Here is an 18,403-nt window from a genome sequence, read left to right as displayed (position 1 = left end):
CCGGCCCCGCCACCGCCGTCTGTTCTTCCGGGTACTGGAGGTTGTAACGATGGCCAAAGAAATCTTCGTCTCCATCGGCGTCGACGTCGACGCGGTGGCGGGCTGGCTCGGATCCTACGGCGGCGAGGATTCGCCCGACGACATCTCGCGCGGCCTGTTCGCCGGCGAGGTCGGCGCGCCGCGGCTGCTCAAGCTGTTCGAGCGCTACGGGCTCAAGACCACCTGGTTCATCCCCGGCCACTCGGTGGAGACCTTTCCCGAGCAGATGCAGGCGGTCGCCGCGGCCGGCCACGAGATCGGCATCCATGGCTACAGCCACGAGAATCCCATCGCCATGACTCCCGAGCAGGAGGAGGCGGTGCTGGATCGCTCCATCGAATTGATCACCGCCCTGGCCGGCAAGCGACCCACCGGTTACGTGGCGCCCTGGTGGGAGTTCAGCCGGGTGACCAACGAGCTGCTGCTGAAGAAGGGCATCAAGTACGACCACAGCCTGATGCACAACGACTTCAGTCCCTACTACGTGAGGGTCGGCGACAACTGGACCAAGATCGACTACAGCCAGCAGCCCGAGAGCTGGATGAAGCCGCTGGTGCGTGGCCAGGAGACCGACCTGGTGGAAATCCCGGCCAACTGGTACCTCGACGACCTGCCGCCGATGATGTTCATCAAGAAGGCGCCCAACAGCCACGGCTTCGTCAATCCGCGCCATCTGGAAGAGATGTGGCGTGACCAGTTCGACTGGGTCTACCGCGAAATGGACTACGCCGTCTTCCCCATCACCATCCACCCCGACGTCTCGGGGCGGCCGCAGGTGCTGCTGATGCTCGAGCGCCTGATCGAGCACATCCGCGGTCACGCCGGGGTGCGCTTCGCCACCATGGACGAGATCGCCGACGACTTCCTGCGGCGCCAGCCGCGCCAGCGCTAAGCGCCCCCACCGAAGGTACAGGACCATGACCCTCCCTGCCGCCCCTACGCTCCACACCGAAACCACCGCTGCCTGGAAGCCGCAACCGCTGTCTTCCGGCGATGTCCGCTACGCCACCTGGATCGCCTTCTTCGCCTGGGTGTTCGCCGTCTACGACTTCATCCTGTTCGGCACCCTGCTGCCGGTGATGGGTGGCCATTTCAACTGGAGCGAGGCCGAGCAGGCGCAACTCGCCACCTGGGTGGCGCTGGGCGGGGCCCTGATCGCCTTCGCCATCGGCCCGCTGGTGGATCGCATCGGCCGCCGTGGCGGCATCATCGTCACCATCGGTGGCACCGCCCTGTGCTCGGCCCTTACCGCGCTCTGCGCCGGCATGGGCAAGGTGCCGCTGGTGCTGGTGCGCTCGGTGGCCGGCCTGGGCTATGCGGAGGAGGGGGTCAACGCCACCTACCTGACCGAGGTCTATGCCGCCTCCGACGATCCGCGGCTGGTGCGCCGGCGGGGCTTCGTCTACAGCCTGGTGCAGAGTGGCTGGCCCATCGGTGCTCTGATCGCCGCCGGCCTCACCGCCTTGCTGCTGCCGCACATCGGCTGGCAGGGCTGCTTCGTGTTCGCCGCCGTGCCGGCCTTCGTCATCGCCGTGCTGGCGCGCAAGCTCAAGGAGAGTCCGCAGTTCCAGGTGCACGCTCGCCTCCAGCGGCTGCGCCAGGCCGGCGAAGAACAGGAAGCCCGCGGGCTGGCGCGCCAGTACGGGGTGGACTACGAAGAACACGCCAAGGCCGGCGTGGCCATGGCCTTCCAGGGCCAGGCGCTACGCCCGACCCTGGTGCTGAGCCTGGCGCTGTTGCTGAACTGGTCGGCGATCCAAGTGTTCAGCGTGCTGGGGACCTCGGTGATCGTCAGCGTGCACAAGCTCAGCTTCGAGAATTCGCTGTGGATCCTGGTGCTGTCCAACGCGGTCGGCTTCATCGGCTACCTGTTCCATGGCTGGCTGGGCGACCGCATCGGTCGGCGCAACACCGTGGCCCTCGGCTGGATGTGCGGCGGCCTGGCCTTCTTCGCCATGCTGCAGGCGCCCAGCCAGCTGGTGCCGGTGGTGGCGCTCTACAGCCTCGGCCTGTTCTTTCTCACCGGTCCCTATTCGGCGCTGCTGTTCTTCATGGGCGAAAGCTTTCCCACCAGCATTCGCGCCACCGGCGGCGCCATCGTCCATGCCATGGGGCCGATCGGCGCCATCCTCGCCGGCCTCGGCATCACCAGCGTGCTCGGCAGCGGCGGCCAGTGGCACAGCGCCGCGCTCTGGTTCGGTGCCTTGCCGTGCTTTCTTTCCGGCCTGGTGATGTGGGCCGCCCGCCACGTCGAACCCACCAGCCTGAAATGACCGGAGTCCCGATGAACGCTCAGACTTCCCCCGTCGCCTTGATCACCGGTGCCGCCAGTGGCATCGGCCAGGCTCTGGCCGTCGCCTATGCCCAGCAGGGGGTGCGGGTGGTCGGCGGCTACTATCCTGGCGACCCCCACGATCCCGACGAGACGCGCCGGCTGGTCGCCGCCGTGGGTGGCGACTGCCTGCTCGAACCCCTGGATGTCAGCGACAGCGCCTCGGTGGATGCCCTGGCCGATGCCGCCCTGGCGCACTTCGGCCGGCTCGACTACGCGGTGGCCAATGCCGGTCTGCTGCGCGCCGCGCCGCTGCTGGAGATGAGCGACGCGCGCTGGCACGAGATGCTCGACGTCGACCTCACCGGGGTGATGCGCACCTTTCGCGCCGCCGCCCGGCACCTGGGGGAGGGTGGCGCGCTGGTGGCCATTTCCTCCATCGCCGGCGGCGTCTACGGCTGGCAGGACCACGCCCACTACGCCGCGGCCAAGGCCGGGGTGCCGGGCCTCTGCCGCTCGGTCGCCGTCGAACTGGCGCCGCGCGGCATCCGCTGCAATGCGGTGATCCCCGGCCTGATCGAGACGCCGCAGTCGCTGGATGCGAAGCATTCACTGGGTCCGGAAGGCCTGGCCAAGGCCGCCCGCGGCATTCCGCTGGGGCGCGTCGGCCGCCCCGCGGAGGTGGCGGCGCTGGTGCGTTTCCTGACCAGCGCCGAGGCCAGCTACATCACCGGGCAGAGCCTGATCGTCGACGGCGGCCTCACCGTCCGTTGGCCGGACTGAGGAGCAGAACATGTTCGAGCTGACCGACCGCCGCGCCCTGGTGACCGGTGCCGCCAGCGGCATCGGCGCCGCCATCGCCCGCGCCTATGCCGGGGCGGGAGCCCGCCTGGTACTTGCCGACCGCGACGCCGCGCGGCTGGCGCGAATCGTCGCGGAATGTCGCGCCCTGGGGGCCGCGGTGATCGAGACCGTCGCCGACGTCGGCCAGCCGGAAGGCGCCTGGGCCGGGGTGGACGCCTGCGTGGCGGCCCATGGCGGCATCGACATCCTGGTCAACAACGCCGGGATGCTGACCCAGGCGCCCTGCGTCGACCTGACCCTGACGCAGTGGAACGACATGCTGCGCGTCGACCTCACCAGCGTCTTCCTCGCCAGCCAGCGCGCCTTGCCGTTCATGCAGGCGCAGCGCTGGGGACGCATCATCAATGTCGCCTCCCAGCTCGGCATCAAGGGCGGCGCCGAGCTCTGCCACTATGCCGCGGCCAAGGCCGGGGTGATCGGCTTCACCAAGTCGCTGGCGCTGGAGGTGGGGCGCGACAACGTGCTGGTCAACGCCATCGCCCCCGGGCCTATCGAAACGCCGCTGGTGGAGGGCATCAGCGCTGACTGGAAGGCGGCCAAGGCTCGCGAATTGCCGCTGGGCCGCTTCGGCCGGGCGGAAGAGGTGGCGCCGGTGGCGCTGCTGCTGGCCAGCGATCCGGGTGGCAATCTCTTCGTCGGCCAGACCCTGGGCCCCAATTCCGGCGACGTCATGCCCTAGGAGGTAACCATGTGCGGACTCTGCGGCCTGCTCGGACCGGATCTCCATTGGAGCGATCCGTTGGCCGACGACCTGCCCCGGCGGCGCGAGCGGCTACGCCGGGTCGCCGCCATCAACCGGGTGGTGGCGCCGTTCCGGCTCACGGTGAGCGACGTCCAGGGCGCCTCCTACCTGATCCAGGGACCGACCGGGCGCCAGGCCCTGGCCGAAGGGCTGGACGACCTCTGGCGCCAGGCCGAGACGGTGCTGGGGCGTCCGCTCGATCCGCTGGACCCGCGGGTGCTGGCGCCACTGGAGGCGGCGCCATGAGCCTAGCGGTCAACGTCATCACCGGCTTTCTCGGCAGCGGCAAGACCACTTTGTTGCGGCGCTTGCTGGCCGAGGAGGCGCTGGGCGAGACGGCGCTGCTGATCAACGAATTCGGCGAGGTGGGCATCGATCACCTGCTGGTGGAAGAGGTGGCGCCCGATACCGTGCTGCTGCCCAGCGGCTGCGTCTGCTGCTCGGTGCGCGGCGATCTCAAGGCTGCGCTGCTGACCCTGCACGGCCGTCGCAGCCGCGGCGAGATCCCGGCCTTCCGCCGGGTGCTGCTGGAGACCACCGGGCTGGCCGATCCCGGCCCCATCCTCGCGACCCTCAACCTCGATCCGCAACTGCGCGGACGCTTCCACCTGGGGTTGCTGGTGACGGTGGTGGACGCCGAGCACGCCGCCTTGCAGGAAGGCCTGCACGCGGAATGGCTCAACCAGGTCACCGCCGCCGACCGGCTGCTGCTGAGCAAGGCCGACCGCGTCACCCCCGCCATCCTGGAAGCACTCGACTGCCACCTGGCGCGCTTCAATCCCACCGCCAGCCGCGCCCTGGCGGCCAGCGTGGCCAGTGGTGACGACCTGCTGCTGGGCGAGGGACTGCGCGCTGCCGATCCGGCCGCCGAGGTCGGTCGCTGGCGACTGTTCGCCGCCGTCGCCGAGGGCCGCCACGGCAGCGCCGAGGTCTGCTGCCTGGAGTTCGACCGGCCACTGGACTGGATGGCCTTCGGGGTGTGGCTGTCGATGCTGCTAAGATGCCACGGGCAACGCATCCTGCGAGTCAAGGGTATCCTCGACGTGATCGACGCCAGCCAACCCATCGTCATCCATGGCGTGCAGCACAGCCTGCATCCGCCGGTGCACCTGCCGGCCTGGCCGGCCGGCGCCCGCCGCTCGCGGCTGGTGTTCATCGTCCGCGACCTGGACACCGCGCTGCTCCGGCGCTCCTTCGCCGCCTTCATGGGCGGCCTGGGGCGGGCGGCATGAGCACGCCGCTGACGCTGCGGGTGCTGGGCACCTCGGTGACCCTGCTCGAACCCATCCGCCAGCGCGCGGAGGCGGAACTGGGCATCCGCCTGGTCTACCAGATCCACGACGTCCAGACCGCCCAGCGCATCGCCGTGCTGGAGCCGGGCAGCTACGACCTCTACGACCAGTGGTTCCACAACGTCGACTTCGTCTGGCCGGCGCGGGCCATCCAGCCCATCGACACGCGTCGCCTCGCCCTGTGGGAGGAGATCAACGACCTGCCCAAGCGCGGCCGGCTGCATGCCACGGATCGCCTGGCACCAGGCTGCCGGCCCTGCGACCGGCTCTATGTGCAGCACGACGGCAGCTTGGGCGGCCAGCCCAGCGAGCGCATCAGCATGCTGCCGCTGACCCACAACGCCGACAGCTTCGCCTATCGCCCGGAGAGCCTGCCTGCCGGCCTGGTCGGCGAGGAGGAAAGCTGGGCCTGGCTGATCGACGAAGGCTGGTGCGGCCACAGTGCCTTGCAGAGCGACGCGGCCATTGGTGCCCTGGATGCCGCCCTGGCGATCCAGGCCGCCGGCCTCGCGCGTTTCGACGACATTGGCAACCTGCGCCTGGACGAGATCGACCGCCTGGCCGAGTTGCTGGTGGAGCGCCAGCGGCATCGGCATTTCGCCGCCTTCTGGTCCGATGACCGTAGCGCGGGCGAGCTGACCCTGGCCGCCGGGGTGGATATCCAGAGTCTCTGGTCACCCATGCTCATGGCCCTGCATCGGGCCGGAGTGGACTACCGGGTGGCGGTGCCGCGGGAAGGCTATCGCGCCTGGTTCGGTGGTCTGTCGTTGTCGCGCTGCGCCGAAGGGCGGGTGCGCGATGCCGCCTATGCCTACCTCAACTGGTGGCTGGCCGGTTGGCCCGGCGCGGTCATGGCCCGCCAGGGGTTCTACATCGCCAATCCGGTGCGGGCGCGCGACCACCTGAGCGCCGCCGAGTGGGACTTCTGGTACGGCGGCCTGCCGGCCCGGGAACAGCTGCTAGGCAGTGACGGCCTGCCGTTGATCGAGGTGGGGCAGCGCCGCGAGGGCGGCTCCTACGCCGAGCGGATGGGACATATCGGCGTCTGGAATTCGGTGATGGACGAGCACAACTACCTGGTAAGGCGCTGGAGCGAATTCCTGCGTACCACGGCGGCCTGAGTCCGTATCACCGGGCGAGAAGCCCGGCGCAGACGCTTTGGCGAGCTGTTGCCCAGGCAACAGCGGTTGGACAGCTGTGGCTGAGGGCACAGCTGAAATCGTCTTGCTTTTTTATGCAACTGATTGATTTTTAAAGAATTACAGACTTGGTTCGGTTCTTGATTGGCACTCGGGGTAACAGTTTCGCTCGGCCGGTACGGCGAGCCCAACCCGGAGCACCTTTGCATGTCGCAGAATCCCGTCAAATTCGCCTATTGGGTCCCCAACGTCAGCGGCGGCCTGGTCGTCAGCAACATCGAGCAGCGCACCCACTGGGGTATCGACTACAACCGCAAGCTGGCCCAGCTCGCCGAGCAGGCCGGCTTCGACTACGCCCTGACGCAGATCCGCTTCACCGCCGGCTACGGCGCCGAGTACCAGCACGAATCCGTGGCCTTCAGCCATGCTCTGCTGGCCGCCACCGAGCGGCTCAAGGTGATCGCCGCCATCCTGCCCGGGCCGTGGAATCCGGCGCTGGCGGCCAAGCAGCTGGCGACCATCGACCAGCTCACCAACGGCCGCATCGCCATCAACCTGGTGTCCGGCTGGTTCAAGGGTGAATTCCACGGCATCGGCGAACCCTGGCTGGAGCACGACGAGCGCTATCGCCGCTCCGAGGAATTCATCCGCGCCCTCAAGGGCATCTGGACCCAGGACAACTTCACCTTCGCCGGTGACTTCTATCGCTTCCGCGACTACACCCTGAAGCCCAAGCCGCTGCAGCAGCCGCACCCGGAGATCTTCCAGGGCGGTAGTTCGCGGGCGGCGCGGGACATGGCCGCGCGGGTCTCGGACTGGTACTTCACCAACGGCGGCACCCGCGAGGACATCCGCGCCCAGGTGCAGGACCTGCGCGCCAAGGCGGCGGCGGAGGGGCGCGAGGTCAAGATCGGCGTCAACGCCTTCGTCATCGCCCGCGACACCGAGGCCGAGGCGCGCGAGGTGCTGCAGGACATCGTCGCCCAGGCCAATCCCGAGGCGGTCAAGGCCTTTGGCGATGCCGCGCGCCAGGCCGGTGCCGCCAGCCCGGAAGGCAAGGGCAACTGGGCCAATTCCAGCTTCGAGGACCTGGTGCAGTACAACGATGGCTTCAAGCCCAATCTGATCGGCACCCCCGAGCAGATCGCCGAGCGTATCGTGGCGCTCAAGGCGGAGGGCGTGGACCTGGTGCTGGCCGGCTTCCTGCACTTCCAGGAGGAGGTGGAGTACTTCGGCAAGCGGGTACTGCCGCTGGTACGCGAACTGGAAGCCCGCGCCGCGGCGCAGGCGGCGGCCTAGGCCATGGGGGCGAGCCTGGCGACGGCCAGCGCGCGACCGCCGGTAGTGCTGGAGGTCAGCGACCTGGCGCTGGCTTTCGGTGGGGTCACGGCCTTCACCGGGGTCAGCTTCCAGGTCCGCGAGGGCGAGATCTGCGCCCTCATCGGGCCCAATGGCGCCGGCAAGAGTTCGCTGCTCAATGTGATCAACGGACTCTACCGACCCCAGCAGGGCAGGGTGCGGCTGGCCGGTAGCCCCAAGGCCTTGCGTCGGCCCCAGGCTGCCGCCCACGCCGGGGTTGCTCGCACCTTCCAGAACCTGGCGCTGTTCAAGGGCATGAGCGTGCTGGACAACGTACTTACCGGGCGTGGGCGCCATCGCCGGGCCTCCTGGCCGGAACAGGTCTTCGCCCTGGGCCGGGGCCCAGCGGAAGAGCGGGCGCAGCGCGCGGTGGCCGAGTGGGCGCTGGACTTCCTGCACCTGGGCCCCTGGCGCGAGACCCCCGTGGGCAGCCTGCCCTATGGCTTGCAGAAGCGGGTGGAACTGGCCCGGGCGCTGGCGGCCGAGCCCCGCCTGCTGTTGCTCGACGAGCCCATGGCCGGGATGAACGCCGGGGAGAAGCAGGAATTGAGCGGCTACATCCAGGCCATCAACCGCGAGCGCGGCGTCACCGTGGTGCTGATCGAGCACGACATCCAGGTGGTGATGCAACTGGCGGATCACGTGGTGGTGCTGGACTACGGGCGCCTCATCGCCGACGGCGCACCCGCTGTGGTACGGCAGGACCCGGCGGTGATAGCCGCCTACCTGGGCACTCGCCACTAGGGAATAAGCACGCCACAGGGAGAAAACCATGGCGTTTTTCTTGGAAGTCTTGCTCGGCGGCCTGCTCGCCGGGGTGATGTATGCCCTGGTGGCGCTGGGCTTCGTGCTCATCTACCGGGCGTCGGGCGTGTTCAATTTCGCTCAAGGCGCCATGCTGCTGTTCGCCGCCCTGACCTATGTCAGCCTGGTGGAGCGCGGCCTGCCTGGTTGGCTGGCGCTGCTGATCACGGCGGGCGTCATGGTGCTGCTGGCGGTGGCAGTGGAGCACACGGTGCTGCGGCCGCTGGTGAATCGCTCGCCGCTGGTGCTGTTCATGGCCACCCTGGGGCTGGCCTATTTCCTCGAGGGTGCCGCCCAGGCGCTGTGGGGGGCCCAGGTGCACGGCCTCGACCTCGGCATCGAGGACAGTCCGCTGGAAGTGGGCGACCTGTTGCTGTCGTCCTTCGATCTGTTCGCCGCCGCGGTGGCGGCGCTCCTGGTGGTGGGCCTGTCGCTGCTGTTCGAACGGACGCGGCTGGGCATCTCGCTGCGCGCCGTGGCCGACGATCCGCTGGCGGCCCAGGCGGTGGGCATCCGCCTGCCGCGGATCTGGGCGCTGGTGTGGGCGGTGGCGGGCTGTGTCGGCCTGGTGGCCGGACTGCTCTGGGGCGCGCGGCTCGGCGTGCAATTCTCGCTGTCGCTGATCGTGCTCAAGGCGCTGCCGGTGCTGATCATCGGCGGCTTCTCCTCGATCACCGGCGCCATCGTCGGCGGGCTGTTGATCGGGGCCAGTGAAAAGCTCGCCGAGGTCTATCTCGGTCCCTTCATCGGCAGCGGCATCGAGAACTGGTTTCCCTATGCCTTCGCCCTGGTCTTTCTGCTGATTCGACCGGTCGGCCTGTTCGGCGAACCCACGGTCGAGCGCGTCTAGAGGATTCACCATGACCACCTCCGTCGACGCGCTCGCTGCGCGTCCGCTGTCTCCCCGTGCGCCTGCGATTCGGCCGGCACGCCTGGTAGTGGCCGGCCTCCTGGCTCTGGCTTTCGGCCTGCTGCCCTGGCTCGGCAACGACTACCTGTTCAATGCTCTGCTGATTCCCTTCCTGGTGCTGGCCCTGGCCGGGCTGGGATTGAATCTTCTCACCGGCTACGCCGGGCAGCTGTCGCTGGGCTCGGCCGCCTTCATGGCGGTGGGCGCCTTCGCCACCTACAACCTGCAGGTACGCCTGGGGCTGCCCCTGCCCCTGTGCCTGTTCGCCGGTGGCCTGCTGGCAGCCCTGGTCTCCTTGCTGTTCGGCCTGCCCAGCCTGAGGATTCGCGGCTTCTACCTGATCGTCTCCAGCCTGGCCGCACAATTCTTCATCCTCTGGGCGCTGACCCGTTTCGACTGGTTCTCCCATGGCAACGCCTCGGGGGTCATCAGCGCGCCACCGCTGGTGCTGCTGGGCCAGGACTTCGGCGGGCCGCTGGGTCGCTATCTGGCCACCCTGATCGTGGTGCTGGTGCTGTTCGCCTTGGCCGCGCGACTGGTGCAGGGCGAGCTGGGCCGCACCTGGATGGCGGTGCGCGACCGCGAGACGGCCGCCGCGGTGATGGGCCTCTCGGTGGTGCGAGCCAAACTGTTGGCCTTCGCCTTCAGCGGCTTCTACCTCGGCGTCGCCGGGGCGCTCTGGGCCTTCACCTACCTGGGTACCGTGGAGCCCAATGGTTTCGACCTGAGTCGCTCCTTCCAGATTCTCTTCATCGTCATTCTCGGCGGCCTGGGCAGCCTGGCTGGCAGCCTCTACGGCGCGGCCTTCATCGTGCTGTTCCCGCTGTTGCTCTCCAACCTGGCCGGCTGGTTGCCGGGCGATCTCATCGCCGCGGGTCAGTTGGAGAACCTGCAAAAGATGGTCTTCGGCGCCCTGATCATCCTGGTGCTGATCAAGGAACCCGAGGGCCTGGCCCGCCTCGCCACCCGCGCCTGGCAACGCCTGTACCGGCGCTGACTTCATTCCCTGCCGGCGGGAAAGCCCGCTGGCGCTCCATCCCTACAAGGAAAGTCCCTATGTTCAAACGTCATCTGCTCGGCAGCCTCGTCCTGGCCCTGGGCCTCACCACCTTCGGTCCCGCCCAGGCCGCGGGCGAGCAATATTTCCCGCTGCAGAGCTATCGCGTCGGTCCCTATGCGGCGGGCGGCACCGGCTTCTTCGGCGGTTTCATCGACTACCTGAAGTACGTCAATGCCAACGGCGGCGTGAATGGCGTCAAGCTGGTGTGGAGCGAGTGCGAGACCGAGTACATCGTCGAGAAGGGCGTGGAATGCTACGAGCGCCTGAAGAACGGCCATGACGGCGCGCCCGCGGCGGCGACCAATCCGCTGTCGGTGGGCATCGCCTATGCCACCCTGGAGCGCTCCACCGCCGACCACCTGCCGCTGATCACCATCAACCACGGCCGTACCGATTCCACCGACGGCAGCGTTTTCCCCTATGTCTTCCCGCTGCAGCTCAATCCCTATTCGGAGGTCTCGGCTATCCTCAACTGGATCGCCCAGCAGGGCGGCGGGGTCGACAGCCTCAAGGGCAAGAAGATCGTCACCCTCTACCACGGCTCGCCCTACGGCAAGGAGACCAATGAGGTGCTGCAGAAACTGGCGGATCGCTATGGCTTCGAGCTGACCCTGCTGGAGGTGCCCCATCCGGGCAACGAGCAGCAATCCCAGTGGCTCAACATCCGCCGGCTCAAGCCGGACTGGGTGATCCTGCGCGGCTGGGGCGTGATGAATCCGGTGGCGATCAAGACCGCGCAGAAGGTCGGCTATCCGGTCGACCACATCATCGGCAACATCTGGAGCAACTCCGAGGAAGACGTCCGCCCGGCCGGGGCGGCGGCCAAGGGCTTCCTGGCCATCACCACCCACCCCTCGGGGACCGACTTCCCGGTGCTGCAGGGCATCGAGCGCGACGTGGTGGCCAAGGGGCAGAGCGATCTGGCCGATCCCAAGCGCTTCGGCACCGTCTACTACAACCTCGGGGTGGTCAACGGCATCCTCAACGTCGAGGCGCTGCGCGTGGCCCAGGCCAAGTATGGTGACAAACCCCTCACCGGCGAGCAGGTACGCTGGGGTTTCGAGCACCTGAACCTAGATGACGCCCGCTTGCAGGCGCTGGGCGCCAAGGGGCTGGTGCAGCCGCTCAAACTCTCCTGCGCCGACCATGAAGGCGGTGGCGCCATCCGCATGCAGCAATGGGATGGCGAGAAGTGGCAGCTGGTGAGCGGCTGGGTGCAGGCCGACCGTGCCTTCCTGCGGCCGATCATCGAGGCCTCGGCCAAGCAGTACGCCAAGGAAAAGGGCATCACCCCGCGCGATTGCAGCAAGGAGAGTTGAGGATGACCACCCCCCTGCTGGCGGTCGACGCCATCGAAGTCCGCTACGACGGCGCCATCCTGGCCGTCAGCGGGGTCAGCCTGGAGGTCCGGCAGGGGCAGGTGGTGGCCCTGCTGGGCGCCAATGGCGCGGGCAAGAGCACCACGCTCAAGGCCATCTCCGGCTTGCTCGGCGCCGGTCGCGGCGAGCTGGTCCGCGGCGCCATCCGCTATGAGGGTAGGGATCTGGCCGGCCAGGCGCCGGATGCCCGGGTGCGTGCCGGACTGGTCCAGGTGCTGGAAGGCCGCCACTGCTTCGGCCGGCTGAGCGTGGAGGAAAACCTGCTCAGTGGCGGCTTCGTCCGGCGCCTGGGGCGCGGCGCGCAGCGCACCGAGCTGGAGCGCATCTACGCCTGGTTTCCGCGCCTGGCCGCCAAGCGCCGGCAGCTGGCGGGTCTGACTTCGGGCGGCGAGCAGCAGATGATCGCCCTGGGCCGCGCGCTCATGGCGCGGCCGCGGCTGCTGTTGCTGGACGAGCCGTCCATGGGCCTGGCGCCGTTGCTCGTTGAGGAGATCTTCGCAAGCGTCGCCCGCTTGAATCGCGAAGAGGGCCTGAGCGTACTGATGGCCGAGCAGAACAGTGCCATCGCCCTGGACTTTGCCCACCAGGCCTATGTGCTGGAAAGCGGCCAGGTGGTGCAGGCCGGCGTGCCGGGCGAGAGTCTGTCGCGAGAGGCGGTGCAGGCCGCTTACCTGGGGGTGGGCTGAAGGCGAATGGGGGCGCTGAGTTCGCTGCCTCCGTGCCGATGGTCATTCCGGGCGATAACCGCCCGGAATGACCACTTCCAGAGCCCGGGTCCCTCAAGTCCGCTCGGCCGGAGTCGAGATGAGAGGGACACCCTTTCTTCCGTCGCTGAGAGCCTCCATGAATCTGAACAACTACACCATAGGGACACGGGCTGGAGTGAGCTTCGCGGTCATCGCCGCGCTGGTACTGCTCCTGGGGCTGTCAGGTATCTACAACGCCCAGGCGCTGCGTGGCGCCCTGGTGCATACCGAAGCGGTCGCGCTGGGGGGCAGTCGCGCCCTGGCGCAGATCAGGGACAACCAGCTGGGCATCCGCGTCATCACCCTGCGCATGATGCTCAACCGCGAGCCGGCGGTGCTGACCCCCACCGTGGCCAGGCTCGAGGTCTTGATCGGCCTGCTGGATAAGGCGATGCAGGACTACCGCCAGGTGGTCACCGACCGGGGCCGCGCCGGCTTCGAACAACTGGACGCCACCATCGCCGACTACCGGACTCTGCTGGCCCAGTATCGGACCCTGTCCGACCGGGGCGAGGTGGAGGCCATGCGGACCTTGCTCAACACGGGTATCCAGGAGGCTTCCAACAAGACCGGCGACCTGTTCAATGCCCTGCTCAAGGTCAACGTCGAAGAAAGCAACGCCTATACGGCGGACGCGGCCGCCCGCTACCAGACCCTCTGGATCGGCTCGCTGGGGGTGCTGGGCCTGGCCTTGCTGCTGACGATCCTGCTGGCCTGGGGGCTGACCCGTAGCATCGTCCAGCCGCTGCGTTCCGCCATCGTGGCGGCGCGGGCCATGGCCGCTGGCGATCTGCGGCAGACCCTGGAGGTGAGGGGGCGCGACGAGCCCTCGCAGTTGCTCGAGGCCTTGGCCGGGATGCAGGCCAGCCTGCGCCAGGCGCTGGGGTTGATCAACGCCACCGCGGATCAGCTGGGTGGGGCCTGCGGCGAGGTGAGTCGCATCACCCAGCGCAACCTGGGCGAGGTCGCCCAGCAACATGACGAGATCCAGCAGGCCGCCACCGCGGTGAACCAGATGACCGCCGCGGTGGAAGAGGTGGCCGGCAACGCCGTCTCCACGTCGGCGGCATCGGACCAGTCGCAGCTGCTGGTGCAGAAGGGGACCCAGCAGGTGCGGCACACCCTGACCACCATTCGCGTGCTGGGGCAGGGGATGGACCAGGCGTCAAGCGACATCGGCGAGCTGGCCGAGGAATCCCAGAAAATCGGGACGGTGCTGGACGTGATCCGCGCCATCGCCGAACAGACCAACCTGCTGGCGCTCAATGCGGCCATCGAGGCGGCCCGCGCCGGTGAGGCCGGTCGCGGCTTCGCGGTGGTCGCCGACGAGGTGCGGGCCCTGGCCGGCCGGACCCAGAGCTCCACCGCCGAGATCGAGCAGATGGTCTCGCGGATCCAGCACGGCACCCGCCAGGCGGTGGACGCCATGCAGAGCGGCACGCGCCAGGTGGGCGACAGTCTCGCCAGCGCCGAGGCCAGTGGCCAGGCGCTGGAAGAGATCGACCAGGCGATCCTCGGCATCCACGAGCGTAACCTGGTGATCGCCAGCGCCGCCGAGGAACAGGCCCAGGTCGCCCGGGAAATCGACCGCAACCTGGTGAACATCCGCGACCTGTCGGTGCGCAACTCGGACGCCTCGTCCCAGGTCGGCAGCGCCATCGAGGAGCTGAACGGCACCTCGGCTGAATTGCAGCGAATGCTGCAGCGCTTCCAGTTCTGAAGAGAATGGTGACCCAGGCGGTTGTATTCTAGCCGGGCGCGCCTGCCCGGGGCGCGTCTGCTCGGTGGAAACCTCGAGGCGCTACTGAACCGCCGCAGGAGCCCGGACCGGGCTCCCATCATTAGCGCGACCCCAAGGCCTCTGCCAAGCGCGGTGCTGACGGCTTGCGACCGGTACCCACTGTCCGTCCGCCAACAGCGCTTCAGCAATTGTCGCCCTGGAGGTAGGATATTCCTGTGGTTGGCTGGTATAAGTGCCTGATCTGTAAGAACCAAAAGATGGCATGGTTGTTGTTAAGGGTACTGCGTCCCAACCACTGACCAGGTACTCTTCGTGACCGCCTTCGACACTTCCGACGCCTTCGTCGCACCCGCCTGGGTAAAGCCCCTGGACGTGCTGGGCTTGCTGCGCCGCCGCCTGCAGGATGACGGCACGGCGCTGGCGCTACGCCATAAGCAGCGGGGCCAGTGGCGGGCTTGGCGCTGGGACGACGTGGCGGCGGAGGTCAAGGCGCTGAGTCAGCGCCTGGCGGACGTTGGCGTGGGCAAGGGTACGCGACTGGCGGTGAGCGGGGCGTGCGAGCCACGGCTGTTATTCACGCTGCTGGCTGCCCAGACGCTGGAGGCGCGGGTACTGCTGGTTCCGCTCGCCGACGGCCAGGGCGCGGCTACGCTGCCCCAGGCCTCGGTGTTCTGGACCAATGACCGGGCCCAGGCACGAGCCTGGCAGTCGTCCGTCGGCCGGAACGGTGAGGGGCTGCTGTGCGCGCCCCTGCCAGTGCACGGCGCCGGCAACCGGATCGCCCTGCAGACCCTGCATCCGTCACAGTCGGTGGTGATGACCCTGGCGGATCATCCCGCTGCGGGGGCCGGACTGCTGTGGTACGAAGAGGGCAGTGAATGGCCCGAAGGGCTACAGCGGCTGCTGCGTTTCTGGCTGGTGGAGGGGCTGGCGTTGGCGCTGCCGGAAACCCCCGCAGCCGCGGTACGCGATCGTCACGAGGTGGCCCCGACCCGCCTCCTGCTGTCCAGCACGCGACTGGCGGCGCTGGCGGCGGAAATCGAGGCACGTCTGCCGTTGCCCGGTAGCCTAGCACGCCGCCTGGCCGATTGGTCACGCCAGGGCCCGGCGATTGGCGTACGCGGCGTATTGCGCCGCCGGATCCGCCGCTTGCTGGGGTTTCAGCGCCTGGTGGCGGTGGAACAGCTGGCCGCCGCGGGCGACAGTGTGTGGCTGGCGGAACTGGAGCGGGTAGCATGAGTCGGGCGCAGCCGCCTGGACCTCTGCTGGAGGTACGTGACATCTCGCTTTCGTTCAAGGGGGTCAAGGCCCTCGACCGCCTGAGCTTCAGGGTCGCTCAAGGGGAGATCTGCGCCTTGATCGGGCCCAACGGCGCGGGCAAGAGTTCGCTGCTCAATATCCTCAACGGCGTCTATCGGCCGGATGTCGGCGAAGTGGTGTTCGCCGGCCAGCGCTGGCGGCAGGTGCATCCCTTGGCCGCCGCGCGCCAGGGGATCGGCCGCACCTTCCAGAACAATGCCCTGTTCAAGCGTATGAGCGTGAGCGACAACCTCCTCACCGGCCTGTCGCGCCATGGCCGGGCAACGCTGCTGGAGCAAGCACTGGGCCTGCCGCGGGCGCGACGCGAGGCCAGCCGCTTCCAGGCGCGCGCCGAGGAAATTCTGGAATTGCTCGAGTTGCAGCCCTGGCGGGAGACCGCGGTCGGCACTCTCGCCTATGGCCTGCAGAAGCGGGTCGAGCTGGGCAGGGCACTGATCGCGGGACCGCGCCTGCTGTTGCTCGACGAACCCATGGCAGGCATGAACAGCGAGGAAAAGCAGGCCATGAGCCGCTTCATCGCCGAGGCCAACCGCGAGCTGGGCAGCACCGTGGTGCTCATCGAGCACGATATCGGCGTGGTCATGGACCTCGCCAGCCACGTGGTGGTGCTCGACTACGGTCGCAAGGTCGGCGATGGCACGCCCGCCGAGGTTCGCGCCAATCCGGACGTGATCGCCGCCTACCTGGGTAGCGCCGAGGAGACCGCCGCGTGAATTTCTTCCTGGAAACCCTGATCGGTGGCCTGCTGGCAGGCACGCTCTATTCGCTGGTGGCGTTGGGCTTCGTCCTGATCTACAAGGCCAGCGGCGTCTTCAACTTCGCCCAGGGCGCCATGCTGCTATTCGCCGCCCTGACGTTCGCCAGTCTCCACGAGCACGGCTGGTCCTTCGCCATGGCGCTACTGGGCGCGGCCGCGGTCATGGTCGTGGCTGCCGTGCTCATCGAGCGCCTGGTGCTGCGGCCTCTGGCCAATCGCTCGCAGATCACCCTGTTCATGGCGACCCTGGGCCTGTCTTTCATCCTCGAGGGGCTGGCCCAGGGGTTGATGGGGGCCCAGGTAAGGGCCCTCGACCTGGGCATCGACGACGTCCCGCTGTTCCTCGGCGAGATCATGGTCAGCGAGTTCGACCTCATCGCGGCCGGCGTCGCGGGCCTGCTGGTGGTCGTGCTCGGCCTGCTGTTCAACCGCACGCGGCTGGGCATCGCCCTGCGGGCGGTGGCTGACGACACCCGCGCCGCGCTTTCCATCGGCATCGACCTCAATCGCATCTGGCGCATCGTCTGGGCCGTGGCCGGGCTGGTGGGGCTGGTGGCGGGGCTGCTCTGGGGTGCTCGCCAGGGGGTGCAGTTCTCCCTGTCGCTGGTGGTGCTCAAGGCCCTGCCGGTATTGATCATCGGCGGCTTCACTTCCATTGGCGGTGCCATCGTCGGTGGGCTGATCGTGGGCGCCGCGGAAAATCTCGCCGAGGCCTACCTCGGTCCGCTGGTCGGCGGTGGCATCACCCCCTGGTTCGCCTACGTCCTGGCCGTCGTCTTCCTCTACCTGCGCCCCGCCGGCCTGTTCGGCGAGCGCGCCATCGAACGGGTGTAATCGCATGGACCGCCTTTTTCCCGCTTCCTTTCCGCTGGCTGCCGGGCCCGTGCGCCTGCACGCCCCGCGTCGCGCGCCGGCGCTCTGGACACTGTTGGCGGTGGCCTTCGTCATGGTGCCGCTGCTCGGCAGCGACTATTGGCTCAACGCCATCCTGATTCCCTTCCTGGTCCTGTCGCTGGCAGCGCTCGGCCTCAATCTGCTCACTGGCTACGCCGGTCAGACCTCGGTGGGTGCCGCCGGCTTCATGGCCGTGGGCGCCTTCGCCAGCTATGGCGTGTTGCTGCGGCTACCGGAGCTTCCGCTGCCGCTGGCGCTGCTCGGAGGCGGTGTGATAGCGGCCGCGACCGGACTGGTGTTCGGGATTCCCAGCGGACGCATCAAGGGCTTCTACCTGATGGTGACCACCCTTGCGGCGCAGTTCTTCCTCGAATGGCTGTTCGCCAAGTTCCCCTGGTTCTACAACTACGCCTCGTCCGGCACCATCAGCGCGCCGCGCCTGGCGTTCCTCGGCTGGGATCTGAGTGGTCCGGTGGGGCGCTACCTGCTGGTGCTCAGCTGCGTCGTGCTGCTGACCTGGGTCGCGGTCAACCTGGTACGCAGTCGGATCGGCCGCAACTGGATGGCCATCCGCGACATGGATACCGCCGCGGCGGTGATCGGCATCCAGGTCGCCCGGGACAAGCGCCTGGCGTTCGCCGTCAGCGCCTTCTATCTGGGTATCGCCGGCGCGCTCTGGGCCTTCGCCTATCTGGGCACCGCCAGCGCGGCCAGTTTCGACATCAATCGCTCCTTCCAGATCCTCTTCATCATCATCATCGGGGGGCTCGGCAGTATCGCCGGCAACTTCATCGGCGCCGCCTTCATCAGCTTGCTGCCGCTGTTGCTGGATCACCTGGGCCAATGGCTGTTCGGCGGTCGTATCGATGCCGGGCAATTGCAGAACCTGCAGAAGATCATCTTCGGCGTGGCCATCATCGGCTTTCTCATCAAGGAGCCCGAGGGCCTGGTTCGCCTGTTCGAACGACTCCGCGGCCGCCTCAAGGTGTGGCCGTTGCGCTTTTAGCTAGGGCGATTTGCCCGACGGCTCCCGGCCGACCCGGCGGGCGTCGTCCGGTCGGTCGTCGGCTTCAGCGGCTGGCAGC

At 68.2% G+C, this 18,403-nt stretch carries 18 protein-coding genes; all 18 read left to right on the top strand.

What is annotated here, in order from left to right:
* Nucleotides 1-49 precede the first annotated feature (49 nt).
* The 18 genes from FSV73_RS21370 (at nucleotide 50) to FSV73_RS21285 (ending at nucleotide 18,324) form a co-directional block, all read left to right on the top strand.
* Complete coding sequence (locus tag FSV73_RS21370) at nucleotides 50-931, top strand: polysaccharide deacetylase family protein (protein ID WP_145011172.1); 882 nt, start codon at nucleotides 50-52, stop codon at nucleotides 929-931.
* Between the two features lie 25 nt (nucleotides 932-956).
* Nucleotides 957-2,312 (top strand): MFS transporter, encoded by a 1,356-nt coding sequence (locus FSV73_RS21365; RefSeq protein WP_145011169.1) that lies wholly within the window; start codon nucleotides 957-959, stop codon nucleotides 2,310-2,312.
* An 11-nt stretch (nucleotides 2,313-2,323) separates the two neighbouring features.
* Nucleotides 2,324-3,094, top strand: a complete 771-nt coding sequence (locus FSV73_RS21360; RefSeq protein ID WP_145011166.1) for an SDR family NAD(P)-dependent oxidoreductase — start codon at nucleotides 2,324-2,326, stop codon at nucleotides 3,092-3,094.
* Nucleotides 3,095-3,104: 10 nt separating this feature from the next.
* Nucleotides 3,105-3,854 (top strand): SDR family NAD(P)-dependent oxidoreductase, encoded by a 750-nt coding sequence (locus FSV73_RS21355; RefSeq protein ID WP_145011164.1) that lies wholly within the window; start codon nucleotides 3,105-3,107, stop codon nucleotides 3,852-3,854.
* 9 nt (nucleotides 3,855-3,863) lie between these two features.
* A complete protein-coding gene (locus FSV73_RS21350; protein ID WP_145011161.1) occupies nucleotides 3,864-4,163 on the top strand; it encodes a hypothetical protein in 300 nt (99 codons plus the stop codon).
* Nucleotides 4,160-5,149, top strand: coding sequence for a CobW family GTP-binding protein (locus FSV73_RS21345; protein WP_145011158.1), 990 nt, complete (start codon nucleotides 4,160-4,162; stop codon nucleotides 5,147-5,149). Before FSV73_RS21350 ends, FSV73_RS21345 begins: the two co-directional genes overlap by 4 nt.
* Nucleotides 5,146-6,330: an ABC transporter substrate-binding protein gene (locus FSV73_RS21340; RefSeq protein ID WP_145011155.1), complete on the top strand. Its 1,185-nt coding sequence runs from the start codon at nucleotides 5,146-5,148 to the stop codon at nucleotides 6,328-6,330. Before FSV73_RS21345 ends, FSV73_RS21340 begins: the two co-directional genes overlap by 4 nt.
* Before the next feature lie 225 nt (nucleotides 6,331-6,555).
* Nucleotides 6,556-7,647, top strand: a complete 1,092-nt coding sequence (sfnG, locus tag FSV73_RS21335; RefSeq protein ID WP_145011152.1) for a dimethylsulfone monooxygenase SfnG — start codon at nucleotides 6,556-6,558, stop codon at nucleotides 7,645-7,647.
* A gap of 3 nt (nucleotides 7,648-7,650) precedes the next feature.
* Nucleotides 7,651-8,451, top strand: coding sequence for an ABC transporter ATP-binding protein (locus FSV73_RS21330; RefSeq protein WP_145011149.1), 801 nt, complete (start codon nucleotides 7,651-7,653; stop codon nucleotides 8,449-8,451).
* A 28-nt stretch (nucleotides 8,452-8,479) separates the two neighbouring features.
* A complete protein-coding gene (locus FSV73_RS21325; RefSeq protein WP_145011146.1) occupies nucleotides 8,480-9,361 on the top strand; it encodes a branched-chain amino acid ABC transporter permease in 882 nt (293 codons plus the stop codon).
* A 10-nt stretch (nucleotides 9,362-9,371) separates the two neighbouring features.
* On the top strand, nucleotides 9,372-10,418 hold the full coding sequence (locus tag FSV73_RS21320) for a branched-chain amino acid ABC transporter permease (RefSeq protein ID WP_145011143.1): 1,047 nt from the start codon (nucleotides 9,372-9,374) through the stop codon (nucleotides 10,416-10,418).
* A 59-nt stretch (nucleotides 10,419-10,477) separates the two neighbouring features.
* Nucleotides 10,478-11,800 carry an ABC transporter substrate-binding protein gene (locus FSV73_RS21315; RefSeq protein WP_145011140.1) on the top strand — a complete coding sequence of 441 codons (1,323 nt, stop codon included), beginning with the start codon at nucleotides 10,478-10,480 and terminating at the stop codon, nucleotides 11,798-11,800.
* 2 nt (nucleotides 11,801-11,802) lie between these two features.
* On the top strand, nucleotides 11,803-12,546 hold the full coding sequence (locus tag FSV73_RS21310; RefSeq protein WP_145011137.1) for an ABC transporter ATP-binding protein: 744 nt from the start codon (nucleotides 11,803-11,805) through the stop codon (nucleotides 12,544-12,546).
* Nucleotides 12,547-12,703: 157 nt separating this feature from the next.
* Nucleotides 12,704-14,326, top strand: coding sequence for a methyl-accepting chemotaxis protein (locus FSV73_RS21305; RefSeq protein ID WP_145011134.1), 1,623 nt, complete (start codon nucleotides 12,704-12,706; stop codon nucleotides 14,324-14,326).
* 333 nt (nucleotides 14,327-14,659) lie between these two features.
* The gene (locus FSV73_RS21300) at nucleotides 14,660-15,586 is read left to right on the top strand and encodes a long-chain fatty acid--CoA ligase (RefSeq protein WP_145011132.1); all 927 of its coding nucleotides are present in this window, start codon (nucleotides 14,660-14,662) and stop codon (nucleotides 15,584-15,586) included.
* Nucleotides 15,583-16,380, top strand: coding sequence for an ABC transporter ATP-binding protein (locus tag FSV73_RS21295; RefSeq protein ID WP_145011130.1), 798 nt, complete (start codon nucleotides 15,583-15,585; stop codon nucleotides 16,378-16,380). The genes FSV73_RS21300 and FSV73_RS21295 overlap by 4 nt, the downstream gene beginning before the upstream one ends.
* Nucleotides 16,377-17,258 (top strand): branched-chain amino acid ABC transporter permease, encoded by an 882-nt coding sequence (locus tag FSV73_RS21290; protein ID WP_145011126.1) that lies wholly within the window; start codon nucleotides 16,377-16,379, stop codon nucleotides 17,256-17,258. The genes FSV73_RS21295 and FSV73_RS21290 overlap by 4 nt, the downstream gene beginning before the upstream one ends.
* Before the next feature lie 112 nt (nucleotides 17,259-17,370).
* Entirely contained in the window at nucleotides 17,371-18,324 is a 954-nt protein-coding gene (locus FSV73_RS21285) for a branched-chain amino acid ABC transporter permease (RefSeq protein ID WP_260856139.1), read from the top strand.
* Nucleotides 18,325-18,403 lie beyond the last annotated feature (79 nt).

It is taken from the genome of Pseudomonas oryzihabitans, from assembly GCF_007665395.1.
GTDB lineage: Bacteria > Pseudomonadota > Gammaproteobacteria > Pseudomonadales > Pseudomonadaceae > Chryseomonas > Chryseomonas psychrotolerans_C.
Note: the sequence above shows the minus strand (reverse complement) of the source record. Positions and strands in the feature narration are given on the sequence as shown.

Excerpts from the sequence above, each read along its gene's own strand:
- FSV73_RS21370 (WP_145011172.1), top strand. The coding sequence starts at position 50 with ATGGCCAAAGAAATCTTCGTCTCCATCGGCGTCGACGTCGACGCGGTG.
- FSV73_RS21365 (WP_145011169.1), top strand. The coding sequence starts at position 957 with ATGACCCTCCCTGCCGCCCCTACGCTCCACACCGAAACCACCGCTGCC.
- FSV73_RS21360 (WP_145011166.1), top strand. The coding sequence starts at position 2,324 with ATGAACGCTCAGACTTCCCCCGTCGCCTTGATCACCGGTGCCGCCAGT.
- FSV73_RS21355 (WP_145011164.1), top strand. The coding sequence starts at position 3,105 with ATGTTCGAGCTGACCGACCGCCGCGCCCTGGTGACCGGTGCCGCCAGC.
- FSV73_RS21350 (WP_145011161.1), top strand. The coding sequence starts at position 3,864 with ATGTGCGGACTCTGCGGCCTGCTCGGACCGGATCTCCATTGGAGCGAT.
- FSV73_RS21345 (WP_145011158.1), top strand. The coding sequence starts at position 4,160 with ATGAGCCTAGCGGTCAACGTCATCACCGGCTTTCTCGGCAGCGGCAAG.
- FSV73_RS21340 (WP_145011155.1), top strand. The coding sequence starts at position 5,146 with ATGAGCACGCCGCTGACGCTGCGGGTGCTGGGCACCTCGGTGACCCTG.
- sfnG (WP_145011152.1), top strand. The coding sequence starts at position 6,556 with ATGTCGCAGAATCCCGTCAAATTCGCCTATTGGGTCCCCAACGTCAGC.
- FSV73_RS21330 (WP_145011149.1), top strand. The coding sequence starts at position 7,651 with ATGGGGGCGAGCCTGGCGACGGCCAGCGCGCGACCGCCGGTAGTGCTG.
- FSV73_RS21325 (WP_145011146.1), top strand. The coding sequence starts at position 8,480 with ATGGCGTTTTTCTTGGAAGTCTTGCTCGGCGGCCTGCTCGCCGGGGTG.
- FSV73_RS21320 (WP_145011143.1), top strand. The coding sequence starts at position 9,372 with ATGACCACCTCCGTCGACGCGCTCGCTGCGCGTCCGCTGTCTCCCCGT.
- FSV73_RS21315 (WP_145011140.1), top strand. The coding sequence starts at position 10,478 with ATGTTCAAACGTCATCTGCTCGGCAGCCTCGTCCTGGCCCTGGGCCTC.
- FSV73_RS21310 (WP_145011137.1), top strand. The coding sequence starts at position 11,803 with ATGACCACCCCCCTGCTGGCGGTCGACGCCATCGAAGTCCGCTACGAC.
- FSV73_RS21305 (WP_145011134.1), top strand. The coding sequence starts at position 12,704 with ATGAATCTGAACAACTACACCATAGGGACACGGGCTGGAGTGAGCTTC.
- FSV73_RS21295 (WP_145011130.1), top strand. The coding sequence starts at position 15,583 with ATGAGTCGGGCGCAGCCGCCTGGACCTCTGCTGGAGGTACGTGACATC.
- FSV73_RS21285 (WP_260856139.1), top strand. The coding sequence starts at position 17,371 with ATGGTGCCGCTGCTCGGCAGCGACTATTGGCTCAACGCCATCCTGATT.